Genomic DNA, 24,610 nt, shown 5'->3' on the forward strand with positions numbered 1-24,610 from the left:
TGACAGATATGAAATGCCCAAAATGTAGTGCCACACATTCACGTGTGGTAGATTCAAGACATGCTGATGAAGCTAACGCAATACGTAGAAGACGTGAATGTGAGAATTGTGGGACAAGATTTACAACATTTGAACATATTGAAGTGAGTCCACTTATTGTGGTCAAAAAAGATGGAACACGTGAACAATTTTTAAGAGAAAAAATATTAAATGGCCTTGTAAGATCTTGTGAAAAAAGACCAGTTAGATATCAACAATTGGAAGACATTACTAATAAAGTAGAGTGGCAATTACGCGATAAAGGTCATACAGAAATTTCATCTAGAGATATAGGTGAACATGTAATGAATTTGCTCATGCATGTAGATCAAGTCTCTTATGTACGATTTGCGTCAGTATATAAAGAGTTTAAAGATGTGGATCAATTACTAGCATCGATGCAAGGTATTTTGGATGATAACAAACGGAGTGATTCATAAATGAGTTTTAAATCTTATGAGTATGGTTTAAGTCCACACGATGGATTTAAAGTATATCGACATTTTTTCTTTAATCATCAACAATTAGAGATATTAAATCGATTGTACATACCGTTAATTGGCTTTAAAGCTATTGGTGTATATCATTTCATGAACCAATTTATCGATGAAGTTGAAGATACTATTCTCACACATTACACTATTATGAATGAGCTTAAAATAAATTTATTAGAATTCCGTGAATATATGGATTTACTTGAAGGCATTGGGTTAATTAAAACATTTGTAAAACATGATAGTAATCAGTCTATGTTTATATATGAATTGATTCAACCTCCAACTGCATACCAATTTTTTAATGATCCAATGTTATCTATATACCTATACAATGAAGTTGATAATCGAAGATATAAAGATTTAAAAGCGTATTTTGAAAAAAATGAACCAGATTTAAACGCATTTCAACAAGTAACGCGCAAATTTACTGATGTATTCAAGGTTCCACATAAAAATATATCTATTGATGCTTCAACAATTCAAAAGGAAAATCATTCAGCTACTATAGATTTAGATAATGAATCATTTGACTTTGATATGTTGAGAGATATGTTACAACATCATTTTATAAGTGGAGAAATTATCACTAAAGAGGCAAAACAATTAATTTTACAATTGGCTACTTTATATGGGTTAACGCCTACTTCTATGAAACGAATCATTCTTAACTCTATCACACAAAATCAAACGTTATCATTTGAAGAGATGAGAAAACAAGCAAGGTCTCATTACTTAATTGAGCATCAACAACAGCTTCCTAAGTTACAAACTAAAGCTAATCCTTCTAATCATTTAGAACAATCACAGAGTCCAAATGAGACTACTGATGATATAAAGGAAAGTGATAGTTGGTTTAAGTTATTAGAAGACACAAGTCCTATCGATATGTTAGCGTCTTGGTCAGAATCAGAACCAACTTTACAACAAAAAAGAATGGTAGAAGAGTTAATAGAGCGTGAAAAATTGTCATTTGGTGTAATTAATATTTTATTACAATTTGTAATGCTTAAGAATGAAATGAAACTTCCTAAATCCTATATATTTGAAATCGCTTCAAATTGGAAAAAGTTAGGTATTAAAACTGCACAACAAGCATACGATTATGCGCTGAAAACAAATCAACAAATCAATGATAGTATAACTAAAAAAACAAAACGTCAGTATAAACAACGTGACGTTGCATCGATAGAAAAAACACCAAAGTGGTTAAAAAATAAAAATCAACAAGATGAAAAACCAAACAATAATGATGCGCAATTTGAAAAAGATAGAGAAGCGTTTCGTGCTCAATTAGAACAAGATTGGGAGGATTAGATGAAACCATTTAGTAAACTTATAAAAAATCAAGATAATTTAAACAAAAGAATTGCTAAAATAAAAAATCAAGTCATTAATGATTCTGATGTTAAGCAATTTTTAAATCAACACCAGTCAGAACTTACTAATGAAATGATTGATAAAGATTTAAATGTACTTCAAGAATATAAAGATCAACAAAAACACTACGATGGTCACGATTATGCACATTGTCCAAACTTTGTTAAAGGTCATATTCCAGAATTATATATAGAAAATGAGCGTATTAAAGTTCGTTATCGATTATGTCCTTGCAAAATTAAATACGATGAAGAACGTTTAAGTTCACAACTCATTACTGCCCATCACATACAACGTGATACGTTGAATGCAAAAGTTAAAGATATCTATACCAACGATAGAAGTCGACTTGAAATAGCGATGGAAGTTAACGATATTTGTAAAAAGTTAGTTAACGGTGAACGCGTTAAGGGTCTTTATATACATGGCCCATTTGGAACAGGTAAATCTTTTATTTTAGGAGCGATCGCAAATCAGCTTAAGTCAAAACATGTGCCATCTACAATAGTATATTTACCTGAATACATTCGTATACTCAAAGGTGGTTTTAAAGATGGAAGTTATAATGAAAAGTTAGAGCGTATACGAGAAGCAAATATATTAATGTTAGATGATATCGGAGCTGAGGATGTCACAACTTGGGTAAGGGATGAGGTAATAGGTCCCTTATTACATTATCGTATGGTTCATGAATTACCAACATTCTTTAGTTCAAATCTAAATTTGGAAGAATTAGAACATCATTTATCTATTTCAAACAAAGGGGCAGAAATAACGAAAGCTGCTCGAATTATCGAACGTATCAAAAGTTTAGCAAATGAATTTTATTTAGATGGGAAAAATTTACGAAATAATTGAAATTTACAATGTGTGATGTATAATAAAGATAAATCTAAATCGTTGAAATAAATGAAGATATGGTAATTTAATCTCTATCATACAGCAAGCCAACAATTGATGAGAATTTGGTTGATATATTAAATTATTACTCCTTCATATTTAGATGCTGGTAATCAGTATCCGGCTCAAGACCGTTATCTTATGAAGAGATATCTAGAATACATCTAGATAACTAGGGTGGTACCGCGACGAACTCGTCCCTTTTATAGGGAGGAGTTTTTTTATTTTCTTCAGCGATCATAGAATAAAATTTATGGAGGGTTTCGATATGGAACAAATTAATATTAAGTTTCCAGATGGCAATTCAAAATCATTTGACAAAGGAACTACTACAGAAGACATTGCACAATCAATTAGTCCTGGACTTCGAAAAAAAGCAGTAGCAGGAAAATTTAATAATCAACTCGTTGATTTAACTCGTCCACTTGAAGAAGATGGGGCAATTGAAATTGTTACACCTGGTAGTGATGAAGCTCTAGAGGTATTACGTCATTCAACTGCTCATTTAATGGCTCAAGCATTAAAACGAATTTATGGAGATGTTAAATTCGGCGTTGGCCCAGTGATTGAAGGTGGTTTTTACTACGACTTTGATATGGATGAAAAAGTATCATCAGATGACTTTGAAAAGATCGAAAAAACAATGAAACAAATTGTTAACGAAAATTATAAAATTGAACGTAAAGTGGTTTCTCGTGAAGAAGCAAAAGATTTCTTTAAAGATGATCCATATAAATTAGAATTAATTGATGCAATTCCTGAAGATGAGAATGTAACATTATACAGTCAAGGTGAATTCACAGATTTATGCCGTGGTGTTCATGTACCATCAACTTCAAAAATTAAAGAATTTAAACTGCTTTCTACTGCAGGTGCATATTGGCGTGGAGATAGTGACAATAAAATGTTACAACGTATATATGGTACTGCTTTCTTTGATAAAAAAGATTTAAAAGCACATTTAGAAATGTTAGAGGAACGTCGTGAACGTGATCATCGTCGTATTGGTAAAGATTTAGAATTATTTACAAATAATCAACTTGTTGGTGCTGGTCTTCCACTATGGTTACCAAATGGTGCAACAATTCGCCGTGAAATTGAACGTTATATTGTAGATAAGGAAGTAAGCATGGGATATGATCATGTATATACTCCAGTTTTAGCTAATGTTGAACTTTATAAAACTTCAGGTCATTGGGATCACTATAGAGATGATATGTTCCCACCAATGAAATTAGATGAAACTGAAGAAATGGTATTACGTCCAATGAACTGTCCACATCATATGATGGTTTATAATAATAAACCACATTCTTATCGTGAATTACCAATTCGTATTGCTGAATTAGGTACTATGCATAGATATGAAGCAAGTGGTGCAGTATCAGGCTTACAACGTGTAAGAGGTATGACTTTAAATGATTCTCATATCTTTGTGCGTCCTGACCAAATTAAAGATGAATTCAAACGCGTTGTTCATATGATACAAGATGTCTATGAAGACTTTGGTTTTGAAGATTACACTTTCAGATTAAGTTACAGAGATCCTGAAGATAAAGAAAAATATATGGACGATGATGACATGTGGAATAAAGCTGAGTCTATGCTTAAAGAAGCAGTAGATGAAATGGGCTTACCATATGTTGAAGCCATTGGAGAAGCAGCATTCTATGGCCCTAAATTAGATGTTCAAGTTAAAACTGCAATGGGTAAAGAAGAAACCCTTTCAACTGCACAACTTGATTTCTTACTACCTGAACGATTTGACCTTTCTTATATTGGTAGTGATGGTGAAAATCACCGTCCTGTTGTTATTCATCGTGGCGTAGTTTCAACTATGGAACGTTTTGTAGCTTTCTTAACTGAAGAAACTAAAGGTGCTTTCCCAACATGGTTAGCTCCAAAACAAGTTGAGATTATTCCAGTAAATGTAGATTTACATTATGACTATGCGAGAAATTTACAAGATGAATTAAAATCTCAAGGTGTTCGTGTAGAAATTGATGATCGTAACGAAAAAATGGGCTATAAAATTCGAGAGGCACAAATGCAAAAAATTCCTTATCAAATTGTAGTAGGAGATAAAGAAGTTGAAAACAACGAAGTAAATGTTCGTAAGTATGGCTCACAAGATCAAGAAACAATAGAAAGAGATGAATTTATCTGGAACTTAGTAGATGAAATTCGTCTAAAAAAACGTAGATAGTCTTGATAAAATAATATTCTTAATGTATATTACAAAGTAGTTAAATAAAAATGAGTTAGAGGTTGCATCTTTAAAAAGTAATACTTCAGAAGTTGATATGGAACGTATGTTGAAAGTATGAAAGGTAAAGATGCCGAAACAAATGATAACCATACTTATGATTTGTTGGGACAGTTATCGAATAGAAACTGTACTGTCACAGTTTGTGATGTGCTACCGATATAGATTAAGTAATGGGTGCATATCTTAACGGTATGTACCTATTTTTTAATTTGTAATTTGATTTACATATCATTTATAAAAATTAAATATGTTAATTATCTTCACATAACAAATAAATACTTAGCTAACCTCTACATTAAGAAAGGGAGCTTATATGAGTAAAGTTGAAAATCAAGATAGTGGTATGAAGAGAGGGTTAAAAGATCGTCACATCTCCATGATTGCAATGGGAGGCTGTATTGGTACAGGCCTATTTATGACCTCAGGTGGTGCTATTCACGATGCCGGTGCATTAGGTGCGCTTATTGCATATGCAATTATTGGAGCTATGGTATTCTTTTTAATGACTTCTTTAGGAGAAATGGCTACGTATTTACCTGTTTCGGGTTCATTTAGTACCTATGCAACACGATTTGTAGATCCATCATTAGGATTCGCATTAGGCTGGAACTATTGGTTTAACTGGGTAATTACTGTAGCGGCAGATGTAACTATTGCAGCGCAAGTCATTCAGTATTGGACACCTATGGCAGGGATACCAGCATGGGTATGGAGTTGTATCTTTATAGTTATTATTTTCGCATTAAACTCTTTATCTGTCAGAGTATATGGTGAAAGTGAATATTGGTTTGCACTTATAAAAGTGATTACAGTAATTATTTTTATAATTATTGGTATTTTAACTATATTAGGAATTATGGGTGGACATTTTGTAGGATTTGAGACATTTACTAAAGGTGATGGGCCAATCCTAGGTGGAAATCTTGGCGGTAGTTTACTTTCAATTCTAGGTGTATTCTTAGTTGCTGGTTTCTCCTTCCAAGGTACTGAATTAATAGGCATTACTGCTGGAGAATCTGAGAATCCAGAACGTGCTGTTCCAAAAGCAATTAAACAAGTTTTCTGGAGAATATTATTATTTTACATTTTAGCCATCTTTGTTATTGGTATGTTAATTCCTTACAATAGTAATGCATTAATGGGTGGAGATAACGATGTTGCAACATCTCCATTTACGCTTGTCTTTAAAAATGCAGGGTTAGCATTCGCTGCTTCATTTATGAATGCAGTTATTTTAACCTCAGTATTATCAGCTGGTAATTCAGGGATGTATGCATCAACACGTATGTTATATTCAATGAGTAAAGATAAATTAGCTTTCGCTTCATTTGGTAAAACGAATAAACATGGCGTGCCATATTTATCATTGATTGCTACTGGTGTACTTGTAGTCGTTATTTTCTTAGTACAAAAATTAAGCGGAAATGCTTATGAATATATTGTAGCTGCCAGTGGTATGACAGGGTTTATTGCTTGGGTAGGTATTGCAGTAAGTCATTATCGCTTTAGACGAGCATTTAATGTTCAGCATCATCGTAAATCAGAATTGAAATATAAAGCGAAATGGTTCCCATTCGGTCCAATATTTGCAGGTATATTGTGTGTGATTGTGATTGTTGGACAAGATGTAGATTTCATTAAAACAGGGCACTTTGATCTTAATCGATTTATTATTACGTATATGGGTATTCCAGTATTTTTAGTATTCTTTATTTATCATAAATTAAGATATAAAACTAAAAAAATACCTCTTGAAGAAGTTGATTTAAGCCAAGATGTCTCAATGAATGAAGTAAAACATCACTAATTTTAAAAAACAATTGACATGCTTAATAAAACTTGATATGATTAGTATCGTTGATTACGAAACGAACCAAGTAGAAACACCCGTTTCTCACCTGTAGCGACGCAAAAAGCTGTTGGCAGGTTAATCATGTCACACAATTATTGTGTATGAGTGAAGAGCGGGCAAATATTGTCCGCTCTTTTTGCTTGGGAAAATTTCGTAAAATTTTGGGAGGTGTCAACCATAGCAAAAGATCAAACGCAAGTTAACGAAAAAATTCGCGCAAAAGAATTACGTTTAATTGGCCAAAATGGTGACCAAATTGGTGTTAAATCTAAAAGAGAAGCTCTTGAGATGGCTGAAAGAGTTGAATTAGATTTAGTAGTTGTTGCACCAAATGCTAAACCACCTGTTGCAAGAATTATGGATTATGGTAAATATAAATTCGAACAACAGAAAAAAGAAAAAGAAATGAAGAAAAAACAAAAAGTTATCAATGTTAAAGAAATTCGTTTAAGTCCAACTATTGAGGAACACGATTTCCAAACTAAGTTGAAAAATGGACGTAAATTCTTAACTAAAGGTGACAAATGTAAAGTTTCTATTCGTTTCAGAGGTCGTGCAATTACACACAAAGAAATTGGTCAACGTGTTTTAGAAAAATTTGCAGACGAATGTAAAGATATTGCCACTGTTGAACAAAAACCTAAAATGGAAGGGCGCCAAATGTTTATTATGTTAGCGCCTATAAACGAAAAATAATTTACTTTTATTAGGAGGAAATGAATCATGCCAAAAATGAAAACTCACCGTGGAGCAGCTAAACGTGTTAAAAGAACTGGTTCAGGTCAATTAAAACGTTCTAGAGCTTTCACATCTCACTTATTTGCAAATAAAAATACTAAACAAAAACGTAAATTACGTAAAGCTAAACTAGTATCTAAAAGCGATATGAAACGCGTAAAACAATTATTAGCTTACAAAAAATAATTAATATTACTTTCGAACGATGATAAAGCGATATATTTAAGGAGGAATTTAACATGCCACGAGTTAAAGGTGGAACAGTAACAAGAGCACGTCGTAAAAAAACGATTAAATTAGCTAAAGGTTACTTCGGTTCAAAACATACATTATATAAAGTAGCAAAACAACAAGTGATGAAATCAGGTCAATACGCATTCCGTGACCGTCGTCAACGTAAACGTGATTTCCGTAAATTATGGATTACACGTATTAATGCAGCTGCACGTCAACATGACATCAGCTATTCTCGTTTAATGAACGGCTTGAAAAAGGCTGACATTAACATTAACCGTAAAATGCTTTCTGAAATTGCTATTTCAGACGATAAAGCTTTCGGTGAATTAGTATCAAAAGCTAAAGATGCTTTAAAATAATTAATATTTAAAAGCCAATAAGGTAACTATAAAACCTTATTGGCTTTTTTATTTACTTTTATTCATCAAATATTCTTTAATAGAATTATGATAAGTAAACGAACCAGTTAAATATCATTGTGATTTAAATCATTGGTTTGTTAAACTATTAAAAAAGAATATTAATTTCAAGGAGTTAACTATGTCTAAATTTGATGAACAAATCATCGTCGTATCAAGAGAATTATTATTTGATAATGAAAAAAATGCATTTAATGGATTCTTATCGAAAAACGATGTTCAAGGTGAAGAAATATTTAATACGTTTAAAAACTATGAAGTAAAAAGACGTGGAGATATGGAAGAAGATCCATCTTATAAACAACTTATTTCATATTGTCTTTTAGAAAATGAAAATGATGAAATCTTAGTATATCAACGTTTAAGTGGTGGCGGAGAAGAACGCTTACACGGACAGTCTTCAGTGGGTGTTGGTGGACATATGAATAATGTTGTTGGTGCCGATTCAATTAATGAAGTTTTAAGAGTGAATGCACAAAGAGAACTTAATGAAGAAGTAGGATTATCTGAAGATAGATCTCAAAATATGGAATATATTGGTTTTATTAATGATGATACTAATGCAGTAGGTAAAGTTCATATAGGTGTTGTTTTCAAAATTAAGGTGAAATCTAGTGATGTAGAAGTTAGAGAAACTGACACTTTAAAAATTAATTGGGTATCACAAGATGAAATAAATGATTTAAATCATTTTGAATCATGGAGTGCGTTAATTTTAAAAGATTTAAAATAAAGGGGGCTCAATATGTCTGATATTATCCCTTTTCCTCAATCAAAGCAAAAATTATATCATAATATTTTAAATGCACAACAACAAAATAAATATAAAGAAATGTATCAATTGTTTGATATATATGAAGCCTCATTCGAGTTAGATAATCAATTATCTTTGATTAAATGTGACATGTTAAATGAATTAGGGTTATATTTAGAATTAAGAGAAGAAGCAATTATTTTCTTAAAAAAAGGTATACCTCATTACGACGAACTAATTATTTTCTATATTAAAGCATTAATAGGTTTAAATCAGAATTATGAAGCAATTGAAGTCATTAATCAAATCATTAACGAAGTGAAAGAACATAAAACTAGAATGGCACTCTTTCCATTAAAAGAATATGCCCAATCTAAATTAGATGAAGACAAGAAACTTTCTAGTCAATTATTATCAGAATTTACTAGTTTAGATTTAAATCGTCAAACTAAATTAATGATTAAACTCATTGATAACGGACATTATGAATTCAGAAAGACGGTTGCTTTTTTATTATCTAATCAAGTAGAATCTTATAATTTAAAAAGTCTCATGCTTGAGTATTTACGTTTTTCAAATTATGATAGTGAAATAAAAATTGAGAAGTATGGTTATGAAGTCAACATCCTCCCTACAACATTAAAAGGTTTAGAACACACAGATATGAAAACTACTGTTATTCCCAAAGTTCTCGATAGATTAGAAAATGGAGCTTTGAATATACAAAATGAAGCTCAGTATGTGATGAATAATCATTCAATAAAACTATATCCACTTGATATATTTTCACTTTTTAATGAAGAAGATTGGATAATAGCTTATGATGTTTATTTTAAGTCAATGATTGGTATAGAAGTAAGTGAAGCAAATCAAGAATTATTAACATTAATTTATCAGTTAGATAATTAAATGTGAGCAAATCATTTTAGTTTACTTAAATGATTCTGTAAAGTTGAATTACTATTTAAAATCCCCTATAAAACATTGTTTGTGTCCATATTGGACCTATGATATAATAGGGAAGTTGAAAAAATTAAAAATGTAAGCATGGAGGTATTTATACATGACAGCAACTTGGGAAAAAAAAGAAGGTAACGAAGGTTTATTAAAAGTTACTGTTCCAGCAGAAAAAGTAAATAAAGCATTAGATCAAGCATTTAAAAAAGTGGTTAAACAAATTAACGTGCCTGGTTTCCGTAAAGGTAAAGTGCCTCGTCCAATTTTCGAACAACGTTTTGGCGTTGAAGCATTATATCAAGATGCAGTAGATATTCTTTTACCTGAAGCTTATGGTGAAGCCATTGAAGAAACTAAAATCAATCCAGTCGCTCAACCTGAAATTAATGTAACTCAAATTGAAAAAGGTAAAGATTTCGAATTTGAAGCAACAGTGACTGTTGAACCTGAAGTTAAATTAGGAGATTATAAAGGTCTTGAAATTGAAAAACAAGATTCTGAATTAACTGATCAAGATTTACAAGATGAAATTGATCATAGTTTAGGTCATTTAGCTGATATGGTTGTTAAAGAAGATGGTGCAGTTGAAGAAGGAGACACTGTAAATATTGACTTTGATGGTTATGTAGATGGCGAACAATTTGAAGGTGGCCAAGCTGATGGTTATGATTTAGAAATCGGTTCAGGTTCATTTATTCCAGGATTTGAAGATCAATTAGTAGGCGTTAAAACTGGAGAAGAAAAAGACGTTGTTGTAACATTCCCAGAAGAATATCACGCTGAAGAATTAGCTGGTAAAGAAGCTACATTCAAAACTAAAGTAAATGAAATTAAATACAAAGAAGTACCCGAATTAACTGATGAAATTGCAAATGAATTAGATTCAGATGCTAATTCAGTAGATGAGTATAAAGAAAACTTACGCAAACGTTTATCAGAACAAAAAGCACAAGATGCTGAAAATGTGGAAAAAGAAGAAGCAATTAATAAAGCAACTGAAAATACAACAATTGATATTCCACAAGCTATGATTGACACTGAATTAGATCGTATGGTTCAAGAATTTGGTCAAAGAATCCAACAACAAGGTTTAGACTTACAAACTTACTTCCAAATTTCTGGTCAAGATGAATCTCAATTAAGAGAACAAATGAAAGATGATGCAGAGCAACGTGTTAAAACAAACTTAACATTATCAGCAATTGCAGATGAAGAAAATATCAAAGTCACAGATGAAGATATTGATAAAGAATTAGAAAAAATGAGCAGTCAATTTAATATCTCAGTAGAAGATATTAAACAAACTCTTGGTAATACTGATATCATTAAAAATGATGTACGTATTCAAAAAGTAATTGACTTATTAAGAGACAATGCTAAATATGTTGATTCAGCTAAAGAAGATAAAAAAGAAGACAAATAATAAACTTTTAAATTGATATAAAGTTTAAAAATAAGTAGCAGGTGCATCATTATATGTATCTGCTACTATATGTTTTAAGCATTTTAGTTGTTAACTATCAATTTGCATTGTAGAATGCTATCTAGTATAGTCGTTTAAGGATAGAGGTGTAAATGAATGTTTAAATTTAATGAAGATGAAGAAAATTTAAAATGTTCTTTCTGTGGTAAGGACCAAGATCAAGTTAAAAAATTAGTAGCAGGTAGTGGTGTATACATTTGTAATGAATGTATCGAACTATGTTCTGAAATTGTTGAAGAAGAATTAGCTCAAGCTACTTCAGAAGAATTTACTGAATTACCGACGCCTAAAGAAATTATGGACCATTTAAATGAATATGTTATTGGCCAAGAAAAAGCTAAAAAATCTTTAGCAGTGGCAGTTTACAATCATTACAAACGTATTCAACAATTGGGTCCAAATGAAGATGATGTTGAGTTACAAAAAAGTAATATCGCCTTAATTGGACCAACGGGTAGCGGTAAAACTTTACTTGCACAAACACTTGCTAAAACATTGAATGTACCATTTGCTATTGCAGATGCAACAAGTTTAACTGAAGCAGGTTATGTTGGTGATGATGTTGAAAATATTTTATTACGTTTGATTCAAGCTGCTGATTTTGACATTGATAAAGCAGAAAAAGGAATTATTTATGTAGATGAAATTGATAAAATTGCTAGAAAATCTGAAAATACATCAATTACGCGTGATGTTTCTGGTGAAGGTGTACAACAAGCATTACTTAAAATCTTAGAAGGTACAACAGCAAGTGTACCACCTCAAGGTGGTCGTAAACATCCTAACCAAGAATTGATTCAAATTGACACAACTAATATTCTATTTATATTAGGTGGTGCGTTTGATGGTATTGATGAAGTCATTAAACGCCGTTTAGGTGAAAAAGTTATCGGTTTTGCTAGCAATGAAGCAGATAAGTATGATGAAGAAGCTTTATTAGCACAAATTCGTCCTGAAGATTTACAAGCATATGGTTTAATTCCAGAATTTATTGGACGTGTACCAATAGTTGCTAATTTAGAAACATTAGATGTTGAAGCGCTTAAAAATATTTTAACGCAACCTAAAAACGCGTTAGTTAAGCAATATACAAAAATGTTAGCTCTTGATAACGTTGAATTAGAATTTACTGAAGAAGCTTTGGCAGCAGTCAGTGAAAAAGCAATTGAACGAAAAACTGGAGCACGTGGATTACGATCAATTATAGAAGAATCTTTAATTGATATTATGTATGATGTACCTTCAACAAGTGATGTTGCTAAAGTTGTAGTAACTGCTCAAACAATTAATGAGGAAATCGAGCCTGAAATGTATGATTCAGAAGGTAATTTATTGAACGGTACTAAAACTTCAGCTTAATTATCAACCATATAATAAGGAAGTGGTGATAGAATTCATTTGAGTTCGAAACTGCTTCCTTATTTTTATACATATCATTTTTTTAAAATTTTAGATTTTTAAACATTTATATTATAATAAAGCAGCTATAATAATGAAGAGGTGTTTGAATATGAATATTAACCCAAATAATATAGAATTAATGATTAGTGCAGTGAAAGAAGAACAATATCCTGAAACCAATTTAACTGAAATCGCTTTAAGTGGACGTTCTAATGTGGGTAAGTCCTCTTTTATTAATAGTATGATTGGTAGAAAAAATATGGCTCGTACTTCACAACAGCCTGGAAAAACGCAAACTCTAAACTTCTATAATATTGATGAACAACTTATTTTTGTTGATGTTCCTGGATATGGATATGCAAAAGTAAGTAAATCACAGCGTGAAAAATTTGGGAAAATGATAGAAGAGTATTTAACTAAACGAGAAAATCTAGGTTTAGTCATTCAACTTGTAGATTTACGACATAATCCTACCGAAGATGATGTATTAATGTATAATTATTTAAAACATTTCGATCTGCCAACACTAGTCATTTGTACTAAGGAAGATAAAATTGCGAAAGGTAAAGTTCAAAAACATATAAAAAATATAAAACAAAAATTAGATTTAGATCCAAACGATACAATTATAAGTTACTCTTCTATTCAAAATTCTAAACAGCAATACATTTGGGATATTATTGCTAATTATATAAATTAAAAGAAATATCTTGTAATTAAGTGACGAAATTTTGACTTCACATTAGAATGTTTCTAATTTATTTGAGCATCAAACTTAAATTCATTCTAAAATGTGTTATACTAACGATATTGTTAGTATATGGAGGGCGTTATAAATGCATTTTATTGCTATTAGCATAAATCATCGTACTGCTGATGTAGCTTTAAGAGAGCAAGTTGCTTTTAGAGATGATGCCTTACGATTAGCCAATGAAGATTTATTCGAAACTAAAGCAATTTTAGAAAATGTAATATTATCGACATGTAATCGTACAGAAGTATATGCTGTAGTGGATCAAATTCATACAGGACGATATTATATTCAACGATTTTTAGCTCGTTCATTTGGATTTGAAGTAGATGATATTAAAGCAATGTCTGAAGTTAAAGTGGGGGACGAAGCAGTAGAACATCTATTGCGTGTAACTTCAGGTTTAGATTCAATTGTGTTAGGAGAAACACAAATTTTAGGCCAAATGCGTGATGCATTTTTCTTAGCGCAAGATTTAAAAACAACTGGAACTATCTTTAATCATCTATTTAAACAAGCAATTACTTTTGCTAAAAAAGCACATAATGAAACAGATATCGCAGATAATGCTGTAAGTGTTTCATATGCTGCTGTGGAATTATCAAAAAAAGTATTAGGTAAATTAAAAAATAAACATGCTGTTATTATTGGTGCAGGCGAAATGAGTGAATTGTCGTTATTAAATTTACTCGGCTCAGGCATTAATCATATTACAATTGTAAATCGAACAGAAAGTAAAGCTAGAATTTTAGCTGAAAAACATCAAGTTAGTTATGATAAGCTAGAATCTTTACCTAGTTTATTAACTTCAACTGATATTGTTATTAGTTCTACTAGTTCACCAGATTATATTATTACTAAAAGTATGATTAATCAGGCACTATCATATAGAAAATCTAAATTATTATTATTAGACATTGCAGTACCACGAGATATTGAACCATGTCATAATTTAAGTGATGACGTATTTAATTATGATGTAGATGATTTAAAAGGTTTAGTTGATGCTAATTTAAAAGAACGACAAATGGCGGCTGAAGCTATTTCTAATGAAATTCCTGCTGAAATTAAAGCACATAATGATTGGGTAAATATGTTGGGTGTAGTTCCTGTAATAAGAGCTTTACGTGAAAAAGCAATGACTATTCAAGCTGAAACAATGGATAGTATCGATAGAAAATTACCGAATCTATCTGAACGAGAACGAACAGTCATTTCTAAACATACTAAAAGTATTATTAATCAAATGTTGAAAGATCCAATTAAACAGGCTAAGGAATTGAGTAACGATAAAAAAAGTAATGAAAAATTAGAGCTATTTCAAAATATATTTGATATTGAAGCCGAAGATCCTTATAAAGCAGTGAAAGAACGTAAAAAAGAAAAGGAACTTTCAGTACGACATATCTTTAGTTTTGAATAAGCATATTAAAATGGTGATAATATGCAAGAAACGCTATTTATTAGATTTCATGAAATTATATTAATTGTATATTTAATTAGCATTCTTTGTTATTTTATAGACTTTGTTCGGAAGAGTCATAAGATTAGAGTACTTGGAATTTATGCCTTAGGGATTGTTTGGTTTTTACAAACAATCTCTTTGTCTATGTATATTACTTCGCATAGTGATGTATTGTTTAATTCCATATTTGATGTTTTTTTCTTCTTGTCATGGATGATTATTTCTATTTCTTTAGTTTTAAATATTATTAAAGTTCTAAGTTTTTCTGTGTTTTTTTTGAATGTAATTGGATTTATCTTATTAACGATGAATACATTTAGACCTGAACACTATACAAACAGTATACAAAAAGTACAAGTTATAAATGAATTATTACTTGTACATGTAGGGCTTGCAGTATTGAGTTATGCTTTTTTTGCACTTGCATTTGTAAATGCATTGCTATATATCATTCAATATAAAAACCTTAAAGAAAAAAACTTTAATCAGAAATATTTTAGAATTGGCAGTGTAGCAACTCTTGAAAAAATTATATTTTTTTCAACTTTGGGCGGTTTAGTAATATTAATATTGAGTGTAATTTTAATTGCTCAATGGGGAATCTATGCGGTTGGTATAGCAATATTTAAAGATCCGAAGGTTATGTTGTCTGTCATTATTACGCTTCTTTATACAGTATATATCGTTATGTATTTAAAAAAGAAAATCATCTCAATTAATTTAATTTATTTTAATATTATGATATTTTGCCTATGTATGGTGAATTTATTCTTCACTACTCATTTTAATTAAAAGAAAACTTATGTAGGAGGCCTTGTTTATGCGTAAATTAGTTGTGGGTTCACGTAGAAGTAAACTTGCTTTAACACAAAGTAAACAATTCATTGATAAATTAAAAGCCATTGATCCATCTTTAGAAATCGAAATTAAAGAGATTGTCACAAAGGGAGATCGAATTGTGAATCAACAACTATCTAAAGTTGGAGGAAAAGGCCTATTTGTTAAAGAGATTCAAAATGAACTATTTAACAACGATATCGATATGGCAATACACTCATTAAAAGATGTTCCTAGTATTATTCCAGAAGGTTTAACATTAGGTTGTATTCCTGATAGAGAAATACCATTTGATGCCTATATTGCCAAAAATCACGTACCATTAGAAGAACTTCCTAAGAATAGTATAGTTGGTACAAGTTCATTAAGAAGAGGTGCACAAATATTATCTAAATATCCTCATCTAAAAATTAAATGGATTCGTGGTAATATTGATACACGTTTAAATAAATTAGAAACAGAAGATTATGATGCGATTATTTTAGCAGCAGCAGGACTCAAACGTATGGGTTGGTCTGATGACGTAGTAACAACTTATTTAGATAAAGACACATTACTACCTGCAATCGGTCAAGGTGCTCTTGGCATTGAGTGCCGTAGTAACGATATTGAACTTCTCGAGTTACTTCAAAAAGTTCACAATAATGAAGTTGCAAATTGTGTAACGGCCGAACGAACATTTTTAGCTGCAATGGATGGAAGTTGTCAAGTTCCAATTGGTGGATATGCGAATTATAACAATAACAATGAAATTGAGTTTACAGGCTTAATCATGACACCAGATGGTAAGGAACGTTATGAACATACTGAAGTAGGAACTGACCCTGTAAAATTAGGGAACAGAGTAAGTGAGATACTTAAAGAACAAGGTGCGTATGAAATTATAAGAAAATTAAACGAAGAAGCATCACATTAATACTAAATCTTAGTAGAGGTGTTACAGTTAGATGAAACCAGTGATAGTTATGACGCAAACGAGTAAAGTACAGAGTGATATGGTAGAAGTCATTCATAAGCCATTTATTAAAATTCAATCACTTGAATTTGATACTCAACTCTTGCATGATAATTATGACTGGCTTATTTTTTCTTCAAAAAATGCCGTACATTTATTTTATAAATATTTAGAGTACGTGAATGTAAAACATATTGCAGTAGTAGGCGCTAAAACTGCGCAGTTATGTAAACAATTAGGTATAAATATAGATTTTATACCTAACGATTATTCTCAAGAAGGTTTATTAGAAGGATTAAATCTAGAAAAATCTTCTATTTTAATTCCGAGCAGTGCACAGGCAAGACCAAAATTACAACAAACTCTCGCTGAACATAATAATGTTGTGAAAATTGACTTGTATACACCTATAGCGGATAGAGAGAATATTATTGAAGTTATCAATCTAATTCAACATAATCAAGTTGAAGCATTAACATTTTCAAGTTCATCTGCAGTGCGTTATTATTTTAGTGAGGCATTTCCTAAGCATTTTAAAAATTACTATGCTATAGGTCAACAAACTGCAAATAGCATTAGAGCCTATGGTTATGAACCTTATATTGCAGATAAACAAACTTCTGAAGCATTAATAAACACATTTTTAGAAAGTAGGAATAAATAATGAAATTCGATAGACATAGAAGATTACGCTCTTCAGCTACAATGAGAAGTTTAGTAAGAGAAAATCATGTTAGAAAAGAAGATTTAATTTATCCAATTTTTGTAGTAGAAAAAGATAATGTTAGAAGCGAAATTAAATCGTTACCTGGTGTATATCAAATAAGTTTAAATCTATTAGATGATGAAATTAATGAAGCATATGATTTAGGTATTAGAGCGATTATGTTCTTTGGCGTACCTAATGAAAAAGATGATGTGGGTTCTGGTGCATACGATCATAATGGCATTGTTCAAGAGGCAACACGTAAAGCAAAAAAACTTCATAAAGATTTATTAATCGTTGCTGATACTTGTTTATGTGAATATACGGATCATGGTCATTGCGGTATCATTGATGATCATACGCATGATGTTGATAATGACAAATCTTTACCATTATTAGTTAAAACAGCAATTTCTCAAGTCGAAGCTGGCGCTGACATTATTGCTCCAAGTAATATGATGGATGGTTTTGTTACCGAAATTCGACAAGGTTTAGATGAAGCTGGTTATTATAATATTCCAATTATGAGCTATGGCATTAAATATGCTTCTAGTTTCTTTGGACCATTTAGAGATGCTGCAGATTCAGCTCCTTCATTTGGAGATAGAAAAACGTATCAAATGGATCCAGCTAATCGTTTAGAAGCACTAAGAGAATTAGAAAGTGACTTAAAAGAAGGCGCAGACATGATGATTGTCAAACCAGCTTTAAGTTATTTAGATATTGTTAGAGATGTAAAAAATAACACTAATATTCCTGTTATTGCTTATAATGTTAGTGGTGAATATGCTATGACTAAAGCAGCATCTCAAAATGGTTGGATAGATGAAGAACGTGTGGTTATGGAACAAATGGTATCAATGAAACGTGCGGGCGCAGATATGATTATTACTTATTTCGCGAAAGATATTTGTCGTTACTTAGATAAATAATGGTTAAGGAGGAACAAGTTAATGACTTATGAAAAATCACAAGAAGCAATGCGCATTGCTGAAACACTTATGCCTGGTGGTGTCAATAGCCCTGTAAGAGCATTTAAATCAGTAGATACACCAGCAATTTTTATGGATCATGGTGAAGGTTCGAAGATTTATGATATAGATGGCAATGAATACATTGATTATGTATTAAGTTGGGGACCATTAATTTTAGGTCATAAAAATAAACAAGTCATTAGTAAATTACATGATGCTGTAGATAAAGGCACTAGTTTTGGTGCTTCAACACTAGAAGAAAATAAATTAGCTGAACTTGTTATTGAAAGAGTGCCTTCAATTGAAAAAGTAAGAATGGTTTCTTCAGGTACTGAAGCTACTTTAGCGGCATTAAGACTGGCTAGAGGTTACACTGGTAGAAATAAAATTGTTAAGTTTGAAGGATGCTATCACGGACATAGCGATTCATTGCTTATCAAAGCAGGTTCAGGTGTAGCAACTTTAGGTCTTCCAGATTCACCAGGAGTACCTGAAGGCACAGCTAAAAACACAATTACAGTACCTTATAATGATTTAGATGCGATTAAAGTAGCATTTGAAAATTATGGAGATGATATTGCTGGTGTGATAGTAGAACCAGTTGCAGGAAATATGGGTGTTGTACCCCCTAAAAAAGGTTTCTTAGAAGGATTAAGGGAAGTCACTAAAGAATATGGTTCTTTACTTATCTTTGATGAAGTCATGACAGGTTTCCGTGTAGGGTATAACTGTGCTCAAGGTTATTTTGGTGTGACACCAGATATCACATGCCTAGGAAAAGTGATTGGCGGTGGCTTACCTGTAGGTGCTTTTGGAGGCAAAAAAGAAATTATGGATAAAATTGCTCCAGTAGGTAATATTTATCAAGCGGGAACTCTATCTGGTAATCCTTTAGCAATGACAAGTGGTTATGAAACACTAAGTCAATTAACGCCTGAATCATATGAGTATTTCCAAGAATTAGGCGATATATTAGAAAAAGGACTTAAAGAGGTATTTGCTAAACACAATGTTCCTATTACAGTAAATAGAGCTGGTTCTATGATTGGTTATTTCTTAAATAAAGGACCTGTAACCAACTTTGAAGAAGCGAATCAAAGTGATTTAGAGTTATTTAGTAATATGTATAGAGAAATGGCTAAAGAAGGCATATTTTTACCACCTTCTCAGTTTGAAGGAACATTCTTATCTACCGCACATACCAAAGAAGATATTGAAAAAACGATTCATGCTTTTGATAATACATTAAGTAGAATTGTTTAATATTTAAAAGTTAATATAATAAAAGTGGAACAAAGATGAGATAATATCATCGTTCCACTTTTTTTAATTTAAATGCTTTTAATCTAGAAAGAAGTGATGATTTTTGAGGCGAATTTGGCTAAATAATATTATATTATTAATAATAGCGATGATCATGAGTTTAATATTAAAATTATCTCATATGCTTTTACCCTTTATGTTTGGGCCCATTATAGCCTCAATTATTGTGGTTAAAGTACTAAAACTAAATATTAAATGGCCTTTTTGGATTAGTCAGATTGGCTTAATATTACTTGGAGTACAAATAGGATCTACGTTTACGTCACAAGTCATTAATGATATCAAAAATGAGTGGTTAACCATTGTGACGGTGACTGTTTTACTCATCACGTTATCATTATTGATTGCTTATTTTTTCAAAAAAATTGCAAGAGTTAATACTGAAACTGCTATCTTGAGTGTAATACCTGGCGCTTTAAGTCAAATGTTAATTATGACTGAAGAAGATAAAAAAGCGAATATCTTAGTAGTAAGTTTAACCCAAACTTCTAGAGTTATTTTTGTAGTCGTACTTGTACCACTTATTTCTTTTTTATTTAGCAATTCATCATCAAGTGAAGAGATGATTCATAAAGCTACACCATTAACAAGAGCTTTAAATGTGCCCCAAATTGCTTTAATTATGATTGCTATAGCTTTTGTTTATTTCTTAATGTCAAAAATAAATTTTCCAACAAAACAATTACTCGCTCCAATTGTCGTTTTAATTGTTTGGAATTTATCAACTCATCTGACTTTTACTTTAGATAATTATATTCTTGCTTTTGCACAAGTGATTTATATGATTAGAATTGGTTTACAAATTGCACATTTATTAGGTGATTTAAAAGGTCGCATTGCTATAGCAATTATGTATCAAAATATAAGTTTAATTTTAGGATCATTTTTGATGGTCTTTATTGTTCATTTGTTTACTCATAATTCATTAAACGAATTATTTTTAGGTGGAGCTCCTGGAGGTATGAGTCAAATTGTACTAGTTGCCATAGCTACTGGTGCAGATGTTGCTAAGATATCAAGTTTTCATATCTTTAGGATATTTTTTATATTATTTTTAGTAGCACCAATAATTAATTACTTTTTAAAACGAAAAAAAAGTGATAATCAATCATAAGGAGTAGAACTACGAATTCAAAATAATCTGTTCTACTCCTTTTAATATTTAATGATTAGGTTTTGAAGGACATCCTTCTAAGTGAGCATCATATAGACCAGCCGCTTCCATAAACGAGAATACAGTCACAGGTCCTAAAAATTTAAAACCATAAGCTTTTAAATCTTTTGAAAGTTGTTTTGCTCTTTCATCAACTGTAATACGTTCTGAGGGAGTTTTATAGTGCAAGTCAATAGGATGTCCATCAACATATGACCATAAAAACTTACTGAAGCTACCATATTCTTTTTCAATTTGTAAATAACCCTTAGCTTGAGATACTATGGCTTCTAATTTCTTTCTATTATGTACGATATTTGGAAAGGTCATTAAAGCATTAATATCTTTCTCTGTCATTTTAGAAATTTTTATAGGATCAAATTGATGAAATGCTTTTTCATAAGCCTCTTTCTTTTTTAATATAGTTAACCAAGATAAACCAGCATGTTGAGATTCAAGTGCAAGTAATTTGAAAAGTGAAAGACTATTAAAATCTGGTTGTCCCCATACTTTATTATGATAATCTAAATAAATAGGGTCTGTAGTTCCAAAGGCACATGCGTTCATAAATATTCCTCCAAAAGATTGACTTATCATTGTTTTCTATTATACTATTAATTAGTAATTAAATATATTTTTTGGGAAGAGTACGTTTGATACTTATCAAAGAGAGCATATGGACGGTGTAAATATGTATAATGATCAAACTGAAGGTAGCCCACAAGTTCTTTTATTGAATACACATATAATAGTAGATAGAAGCGTGTATGAGCGTTAATCATAAATAAGTGCAAGAAGATATGGAGGTATCGTCTTGAATTTAGGTGGTACCACGGAGCATCCGTCCTATATATTAGGAAGGATGCTTTTTTATTTTAGGAGGTTATTTCAATGAAAATGGAATCAAAGTATAATCCTCGTGAAGTTGAAGCGGGGCGTTATGAAGAATGGGTAAAAAATGAATACTTTAAACCTCTAGAAGATGAATCTAGAGAAGCATATACAATTGTTATTCCGCCGCCGAATGTGACTGGTAAATTACATTTAGGACATGCTTGGGATACAACATTACAAGATATTATTACTCGAATGAAACGTATGCAAGGATACGATACGCTTTATTTACCTGGTATGGATCATGCGGGTATTGCAACACAAGCTAAAGTAGATGCTAAATTAAAAGAACAAGGTATTTCTCGTCATGATATAGGACGTGAAAAATTTTTAGAACATGCTTGGTCTTGGAAAGAAGAATATGCATCTTTTATTCGTAAACAATGGGCTAAATTAGGCTTAGGTCTTGATTATAGTAGAGAACGTTTTACTCTTGATGACGGCTTAAGTAAAGCGGTTAGAAAAGTATTTGTTGATTTATATAATAAAGGAATTATTTATCGTGGAGAGCGAATTATAAATTGGGATCCAGTCGCACGTACAGCATTGTCAGATATAGAAGTGATTCATGAAGATGTGCAAGGTCATTTTTATCATTTTAAATATCCTTATGCTGATGGTAATGGATATATTGAAATTGCCACAACTCGTCCTGAAACAATGTTAGGGGATACTGCTATAGTCGTTAATCCAAATGATGAACGTTATAAAGATGTCATAGGAAAAAAAGTGATTTTACCAATTATAGGTAGAGAATTACCAATTTTAGCAGATGAGTATGTTGATATTGAATTTGGTAGTGGAGCTATGAAAGTTACACCTGCACATGATCCTAATGACTTTGAAATTGGTCAGAGACATCATTTAGAAAACATTATCGTAATGGATGAAAATGGAAAAATGAATGACAATGCATCTCAGTATGCTGGTTTAGACCGTTTCGAATGTCGTAAAAAATTAGTAGAAGATTTAAAAGCTCAAGATTTAGTGATTAAAATTGAAGAACATATGCATTCTGTAGGTCATTCAGAACGTTCTGGTGCAGTAGTAGAACCTTATTTATCTACACAATGGTTTGTAAAAATGAAACCACTTGCGCAACAAGCACTAGATAATCAAAAAACAGATAATCGAATTGATTTTTATCCACCACGTTTTGAAAATACATTTAATCGTTGGATGGAAGAAATTAGAGATTGGACTATTTCTAGACAATTATGGTGGGGTCACCAAATTCCAGCTTGGTATCATAATGAAACAGGTGAAGTATATGTTGGAGAAGAAGCACCTGCTGATATCGAAAATTGGACTCAAGATGAAGATGTGTTAGATACATGGTTCTCAAGTGCGTTATGGCCATTCTCAACTTTAGGTTGGCCTAATGAAGAAGCAAAAGATTATCAACGTTACTATCCAACGAATGTTCTTGTAACCGGTTATGATATTATCTTCTTCTGGGTAGCAAGAATGATTTTCCAAGGATTAGAATTTACTGGTAAACGACCATTTAATGATGTACTTCTTCATGGTTTAGTAAGAGCTGAAGATGGTCGTAAAATGAGTAAATCACTTGGTAATGGTGTAGATCCAATGGATGTCATCGAAAAATACGGAGCAGATAGTTTACGCTACTTCTTAGCAACTGGTTCTTCTCCAGGTAATGACTTACGTTATTCTACCGAAAAAGTTGAATCTGTATGGAACTTTATTAATAAAATTTGGAATGGTGCTCGCTTTAGCTTGATGAATATTGGAGAAGACTTTAAAGTGGAAGACATTGATTTATCTGGTAATTTATCTTTAGCGGATAAATGGATTTTAACACGACTAAATGAAACAATAGAGACCGTTACTAATCTGAGTGAAAAATATGAATTTGGTGAAGTTGGACGTGCTTTATATAACTTTATTTGGGATGAATTCTGTGATTGGTATATTGAAATGAGTAAAATACCAATGAATGGTGAAGATGAAGCTCAAAAACAAACAACACGTTCTGTTCTAAGTTATACACTTGATCAAATAATGAGAATGCTACATCCATTTATGCCATTTGTAACTGAAAAAATTTGGCAAAGTTTACCGCATGAAGGAGAAACAATTGTAAAAGCAGCATGGCCGACAGTTAAAGAAGAGTTTGTGTTTGATGAAAGTAAACAGACAATGGAACAATTAGTTGAAATTATTAAATCTGTGAGACAATCACGCGTAGAAGTAAACACACCACTTTCTAAATCAATCCCTATTCTCATTCAAGCTAAAAATGAAGAAATTAAAACAATCTTAGAAAAAAATGCGGATTATATTCATAGATTTTGTAATCCAAGTGAATTAACCATCGATACAAATGTAGATATTCCTGAAAAAGCGATGACAGCGGTAGTAGTTGCTGGTAAAGTCATTTTACCGTTAGAAGGACTTATTGATATGGATAAAGAAATTGAACGTTTAGAGAAAGAGTTAGACAAACTTCAAAAAGAATTAGACCGTGTTGATAAAAAATTATCAAATGAGAATTTTGTTAATAAAGCACCTGAAAAAATTATAAATGAAGAGCGCGAAAAACAACAAAAATATCAAGAAAAATATAATGGTGTTAAAAACAGAATTGAACAATTAAAAGCATAGG

At 31.3% G+C, this 24,610-nt stretch carries 22 protein-coding genes, 1 riboswitch and 2 other annotated features; of the genes, 21 read left to right on the top strand and 1 reads right to left on the bottom strand.

From position 1 onward, the window contains the following. The first annotated feature begins 8 nt into the window (after window positions 1-8). The 20 genes from nrdR (at window position 9) to MHI13_RS05450 (ending at window position 21,048) form a co-directional block, all read left to right on the top strand. Complete coding sequence (gene nrdR / locus MHI13_RS05355; RefSeq protein WP_017176137.1) at window positions 9-479, top strand: transcriptional regulator NrdR; 471 nt, start codon at window positions 9-11, stop codon at window positions 477-479. Next, entirely contained in the window at window positions 480-1,850 is a 1,371-nt protein-coding gene (locus MHI13_RS05360; protein ID WP_017176138.1) for a replication initiation and membrane attachment family protein, read from the top strand. Then, window positions 1,851-2,771, top strand: a complete 921-nt coding sequence (dnaI, locus tag MHI13_RS05365; RefSeq protein WP_054105792.1) for a primosomal protein DnaI — start codon at window positions 1,851-1,853, stop codon at window positions 2,769-2,771. Window positions 2,772-3,081: 310 nt separating this feature from the next. Next, complete coding sequence (gene thrS, locus MHI13_RS05370; protein WP_037541057.1) at window positions 3,082-5,019, top strand: threonine--tRNA ligase; 1,938 nt, start codon at window positions 3,082-3,084, stop codon at window positions 5,017-5,019. Between the two features lie 48 nt (window positions 5,020-5,067). Beyond that, window positions 5,068-5,243, top strand: a riboswitch (Lysine riboswitch). 152 nt (window positions 5,244-5,395) lie between these two features. Then, window positions 5,396-6,889 (top strand): amino acid permease, encoded by a 1,494-nt coding sequence (locus tag MHI13_RS05375; RefSeq protein WP_002448996.1) that lies wholly within the window; start codon window positions 5,396-5,398, stop codon window positions 6,887-6,889. 62 nt (window positions 6,890-6,951) lie between these two features. Then, window positions 6,952-7,079 (top strand) — a sequence feature (ribosomal protein L20 leader region). Between the two features lie 23 nt (window positions 7,080-7,102). Beyond that, on the top strand, window positions 7,103-7,630 hold the full coding sequence (infC, locus tag MHI13_RS05380; protein ID WP_029376817.1) for a translation initiation factor IF-3: 528 nt from the start codon (window positions 7,103-7,105) through the stop codon (window positions 7,628-7,630). A 27-nt stretch (window positions 7,631-7,657) separates the two neighbouring features. Further along, window positions 7,658-7,858 (top strand): 50S ribosomal protein L35, encoded by a 201-nt coding sequence (gene rpmI / locus MHI13_RS05385; protein ID WP_002448990.1) that lies wholly within the window; start codon window positions 7,658-7,660, stop codon window positions 7,856-7,858. A 53-nt stretch (window positions 7,859-7,911) separates the two neighbouring features. Next, on the top strand, window positions 7,912-8,268 hold the full coding sequence (gene rplT / locus MHI13_RS05390; RefSeq protein WP_002448983.1) for a 50S ribosomal protein L20: 357 nt from the start codon (window positions 7,912-7,914) through the stop codon (window positions 8,266-8,268). 181 nt (window positions 8,269-8,449) lie between these two features. After that, a complete protein-coding gene (locus MHI13_RS05395; protein ID WP_017176142.1) occupies window positions 8,450-9,061 on the top strand; it encodes an NUDIX domain-containing protein in 612 nt (203 codons plus the stop codon). 12 nt (window positions 9,062-9,073) lie between these two features. Further along, complete coding sequence (locus MHI13_RS05400) at window positions 9,074-9,991, top strand: hypothetical protein (protein ID WP_017176143.1); 918 nt, start codon at window positions 9,074-9,076, stop codon at window positions 9,989-9,991. Between the two features lie 154 nt (window positions 9,992-10,145). Then, on the top strand, window positions 10,146-11,462 hold the full coding sequence (gene tig, locus MHI13_RS05405; RefSeq protein WP_048761550.1) for a trigger factor: 1,317 nt from the start codon (window positions 10,146-10,148) through the stop codon (window positions 11,460-11,462). Between the two features lie 156 nt (window positions 11,463-11,618). Continuing rightward, window positions 11,619-12,881, top strand: coding sequence for an ATP-dependent Clp protease ATP-binding subunit ClpX (clpX, locus tag MHI13_RS05410; RefSeq protein WP_002448985.1), 1,263 nt, complete (start codon window positions 11,619-11,621; stop codon window positions 12,879-12,881). 151 nt (window positions 12,882-13,032) lie between these two features. Then, window positions 13,033-13,623 carry a ribosome biogenesis GTP-binding protein YihA/YsxC gene (gene yihA / locus MHI13_RS05415; protein ID WP_002448982.1) on the top strand — a complete coding sequence of 197 codons (591 nt, stop codon included), beginning with the start codon at window positions 13,033-13,035 and terminating at the stop codon, window positions 13,621-13,623. A gap of 136 nt (window positions 13,624-13,759) precedes the next feature. Then, entirely contained in the window at window positions 13,760-15,097 is a 1,338-nt protein-coding gene (hemA, locus tag MHI13_RS05420; protein ID WP_002488006.1) for a glutamyl-tRNA reductase, read from the top strand. 21 nt (window positions 15,098-15,118) lie between these two features. After that, a complete protein-coding gene (gene ccsA / locus MHI13_RS05425; RefSeq protein WP_002448932.1) occupies window positions 15,119-15,931 on the top strand; it encodes a cytochrome c biogenesis protein CcsA in 813 nt (270 codons plus the stop codon). A gap of 28 nt (window positions 15,932-15,959) precedes the next feature. Beyond that, the gene (gene hemC, locus MHI13_RS05430) at window positions 15,960-16,892 is read left to right on the top strand and encodes a hydroxymethylbilane synthase (RefSeq protein ID WP_017176145.1); all 933 of its coding nucleotides are present in this window, start codon (window positions 15,960-15,962) and stop codon (window positions 16,890-16,892) included. Between the two features lie 31 nt (window positions 16,893-16,923). Then, window positions 16,924-17,595, top strand: a complete 672-nt coding sequence (locus tag MHI13_RS05435) for a uroporphyrinogen-III synthase (RefSeq protein ID WP_002448958.1) — start codon at window positions 16,924-16,926, stop codon at window positions 17,593-17,595. Then, window positions 17,595-18,569, top strand: coding sequence for a porphobilinogen synthase (hemB, locus tag MHI13_RS05440; protein ID WP_054105790.1), 975 nt, complete (start codon window positions 17,595-17,597; stop codon window positions 18,567-18,569). The genes MHI13_RS05435 and hemB overlap by 1 nt, the downstream gene beginning before the upstream one ends. Before the next feature lie 21 nt (window positions 18,570-18,590). Beyond that, complete coding sequence (hemL, locus tag MHI13_RS05445) at window positions 18,591-19,874, top strand: glutamate-1-semialdehyde 2,1-aminomutase (RefSeq protein WP_070548492.1); 1,284 nt, start codon at window positions 18,591-18,593, stop codon at window positions 19,872-19,874. A gap of 103 nt (window positions 19,875-19,977) precedes the next feature. Then, window positions 19,978-21,048: an AbrB family transcriptional regulator gene (locus MHI13_RS05450; protein WP_070519275.1), complete on the top strand. Its 1,071-nt coding sequence runs from the start codon at window positions 19,978-19,980 to the stop codon at window positions 21,046-21,048. A gap of 48 nt (window positions 21,049-21,096) precedes the next feature. Here MHI13_RS05450 and MHI13_RS05455 read toward each other — a convergent pair whose 3' ends face one another. Then, entirely contained in the window at window positions 21,097-21,654 is a 558-nt protein-coding gene (locus MHI13_RS05455; RefSeq protein WP_002448956.1) for a DNA-3-methyladenine glycosylase I, read from the bottom strand. 58 nt (window positions 21,655-21,712) lie between these two features. After that, window positions 21,713-21,939: a binding site (T-box leader), on the top strand. Between the two features lie 39 nt (window positions 21,940-21,978). On the opposite strand from MHI13_RS05455, the gene MHI13_RS05460 reads away from it, so the two are divergent. Next, on the top strand, window positions 21,979-24,609 hold the full coding sequence (locus tag MHI13_RS05460; protein WP_002449015.1) for a valine--tRNA ligase: 2,631 nt from the start codon (window positions 21,979-21,981) through the stop codon (window positions 24,607-24,609). The last annotated feature ends 1 nt before the right edge of the window (window position 24,610 follow it).

Source organism: Staphylococcus sp. FSL K6-0223, from assembly GCF_038008285.1.

What these genes read in the sequence shown, in the direction of transcription:
- nrdR (WP_017176137.1), top strand. Translation starts at nt 9, where the DNA reads ATGAAATGCCCAAAATGTAGTGCCACACATTCACGTGTGGTAGATTCA.
- MHI13_RS05360 (WP_017176138.1), top strand. Translation starts at nt 480, where the DNA reads ATGAGTTTTAAATCTTATGAGTATGGTTTAAGTCCACACGATGGATTT.
- dnaI (WP_054105792.1), top strand. Translation starts at nt 1,851, where the DNA reads ATGAAACCATTTAGTAAACTTATAAAAAATCAAGATAATTTAAACAAA.
- thrS (WP_037541057.1), top strand. Translation starts at nt 3,082, where the DNA reads ATGGAACAAATTAATATTAAGTTTCCAGATGGCAATTCAAAATCATTT.
- MHI13_RS05375 (WP_002448996.1), top strand. Translation starts at nt 5,396, where the DNA reads ATGAGTAAAGTTGAAAATCAAGATAGTGGTATGAAGAGAGGGTTAAAA.
- rpmI (WP_002448990.1), top strand. Translation starts at nt 7,658, where the DNA reads ATGCCAAAAATGAAAACTCACCGTGGAGCAGCTAAACGTGTTAAAAGA.
- rplT (WP_002448983.1), top strand. Translation starts at nt 7,912, where the DNA reads ATGCCACGAGTTAAAGGTGGAACAGTAACAAGAGCACGTCGTAAAAAA.
- MHI13_RS05395 (WP_017176142.1), top strand. Translation starts at nt 8,450, where the DNA reads ATGTCTAAATTTGATGAACAAATCATCGTCGTATCAAGAGAATTATTA.
- MHI13_RS05400 (WP_017176143.1), top strand. Translation starts at nt 9,074, where the DNA reads ATGTCTGATATTATCCCTTTTCCTCAATCAAAGCAAAAATTATATCAT.
- tig (WP_048761550.1), top strand. Translation starts at nt 10,146, where the DNA reads ATGACAGCAACTTGGGAAAAAAAAGAAGGTAACGAAGGTTTATTAAAA.
- clpX (WP_002448985.1), top strand. Translation starts at nt 11,619, where the DNA reads ATGTTTAAATTTAATGAAGATGAAGAAAATTTAAAATGTTCTTTCTGT.
- yihA (WP_002448982.1), top strand. Translation starts at nt 13,033, where the DNA reads ATGAATATTAACCCAAATAATATAGAATTAATGATTAGTGCAGTGAAA.
- hemA (WP_002488006.1), top strand. Translation starts at nt 13,760, where the DNA reads ATGCATTTTATTGCTATTAGCATAAATCATCGTACTGCTGATGTAGCT.
- ccsA (WP_002448932.1), top strand. Translation starts at nt 15,119, where the DNA reads ATGCAAGAAACGCTATTTATTAGATTTCATGAAATTATATTAATTGTA.
- hemC (WP_017176145.1), top strand. Translation starts at nt 15,960, where the DNA reads ATGCGTAAATTAGTTGTGGGTTCACGTAGAAGTAAACTTGCTTTAACA.
- MHI13_RS05435 (WP_002448958.1), top strand. Translation starts at nt 16,924, where the DNA reads ATGAAACCAGTGATAGTTATGACGCAAACGAGTAAAGTACAGAGTGAT.
- hemB (WP_054105790.1), top strand. Translation starts at nt 17,595, where the DNA reads ATGAAATTCGATAGACATAGAAGATTACGCTCTTCAGCTACAATGAGA.
- hemL (WP_070548492.1), top strand. Translation starts at nt 18,591, where the DNA reads ATGACTTATGAAAAATCACAAGAAGCAATGCGCATTGCTGAAACACTT.
- MHI13_RS05455 (WP_002448956.1), bottom strand. Translation starts at nt 21,654, where the DNA reads ATGAACGCATGTGCCTTTGGAACTACAGACCCTATTTATTTAGATTAT.
- MHI13_RS05460 (WP_002449015.1), top strand. Translation starts at nt 21,979, where the DNA reads ATGAAAATGGAATCAAAGTATAATCCTCGTGAAGTTGAAGCGGGGCGT.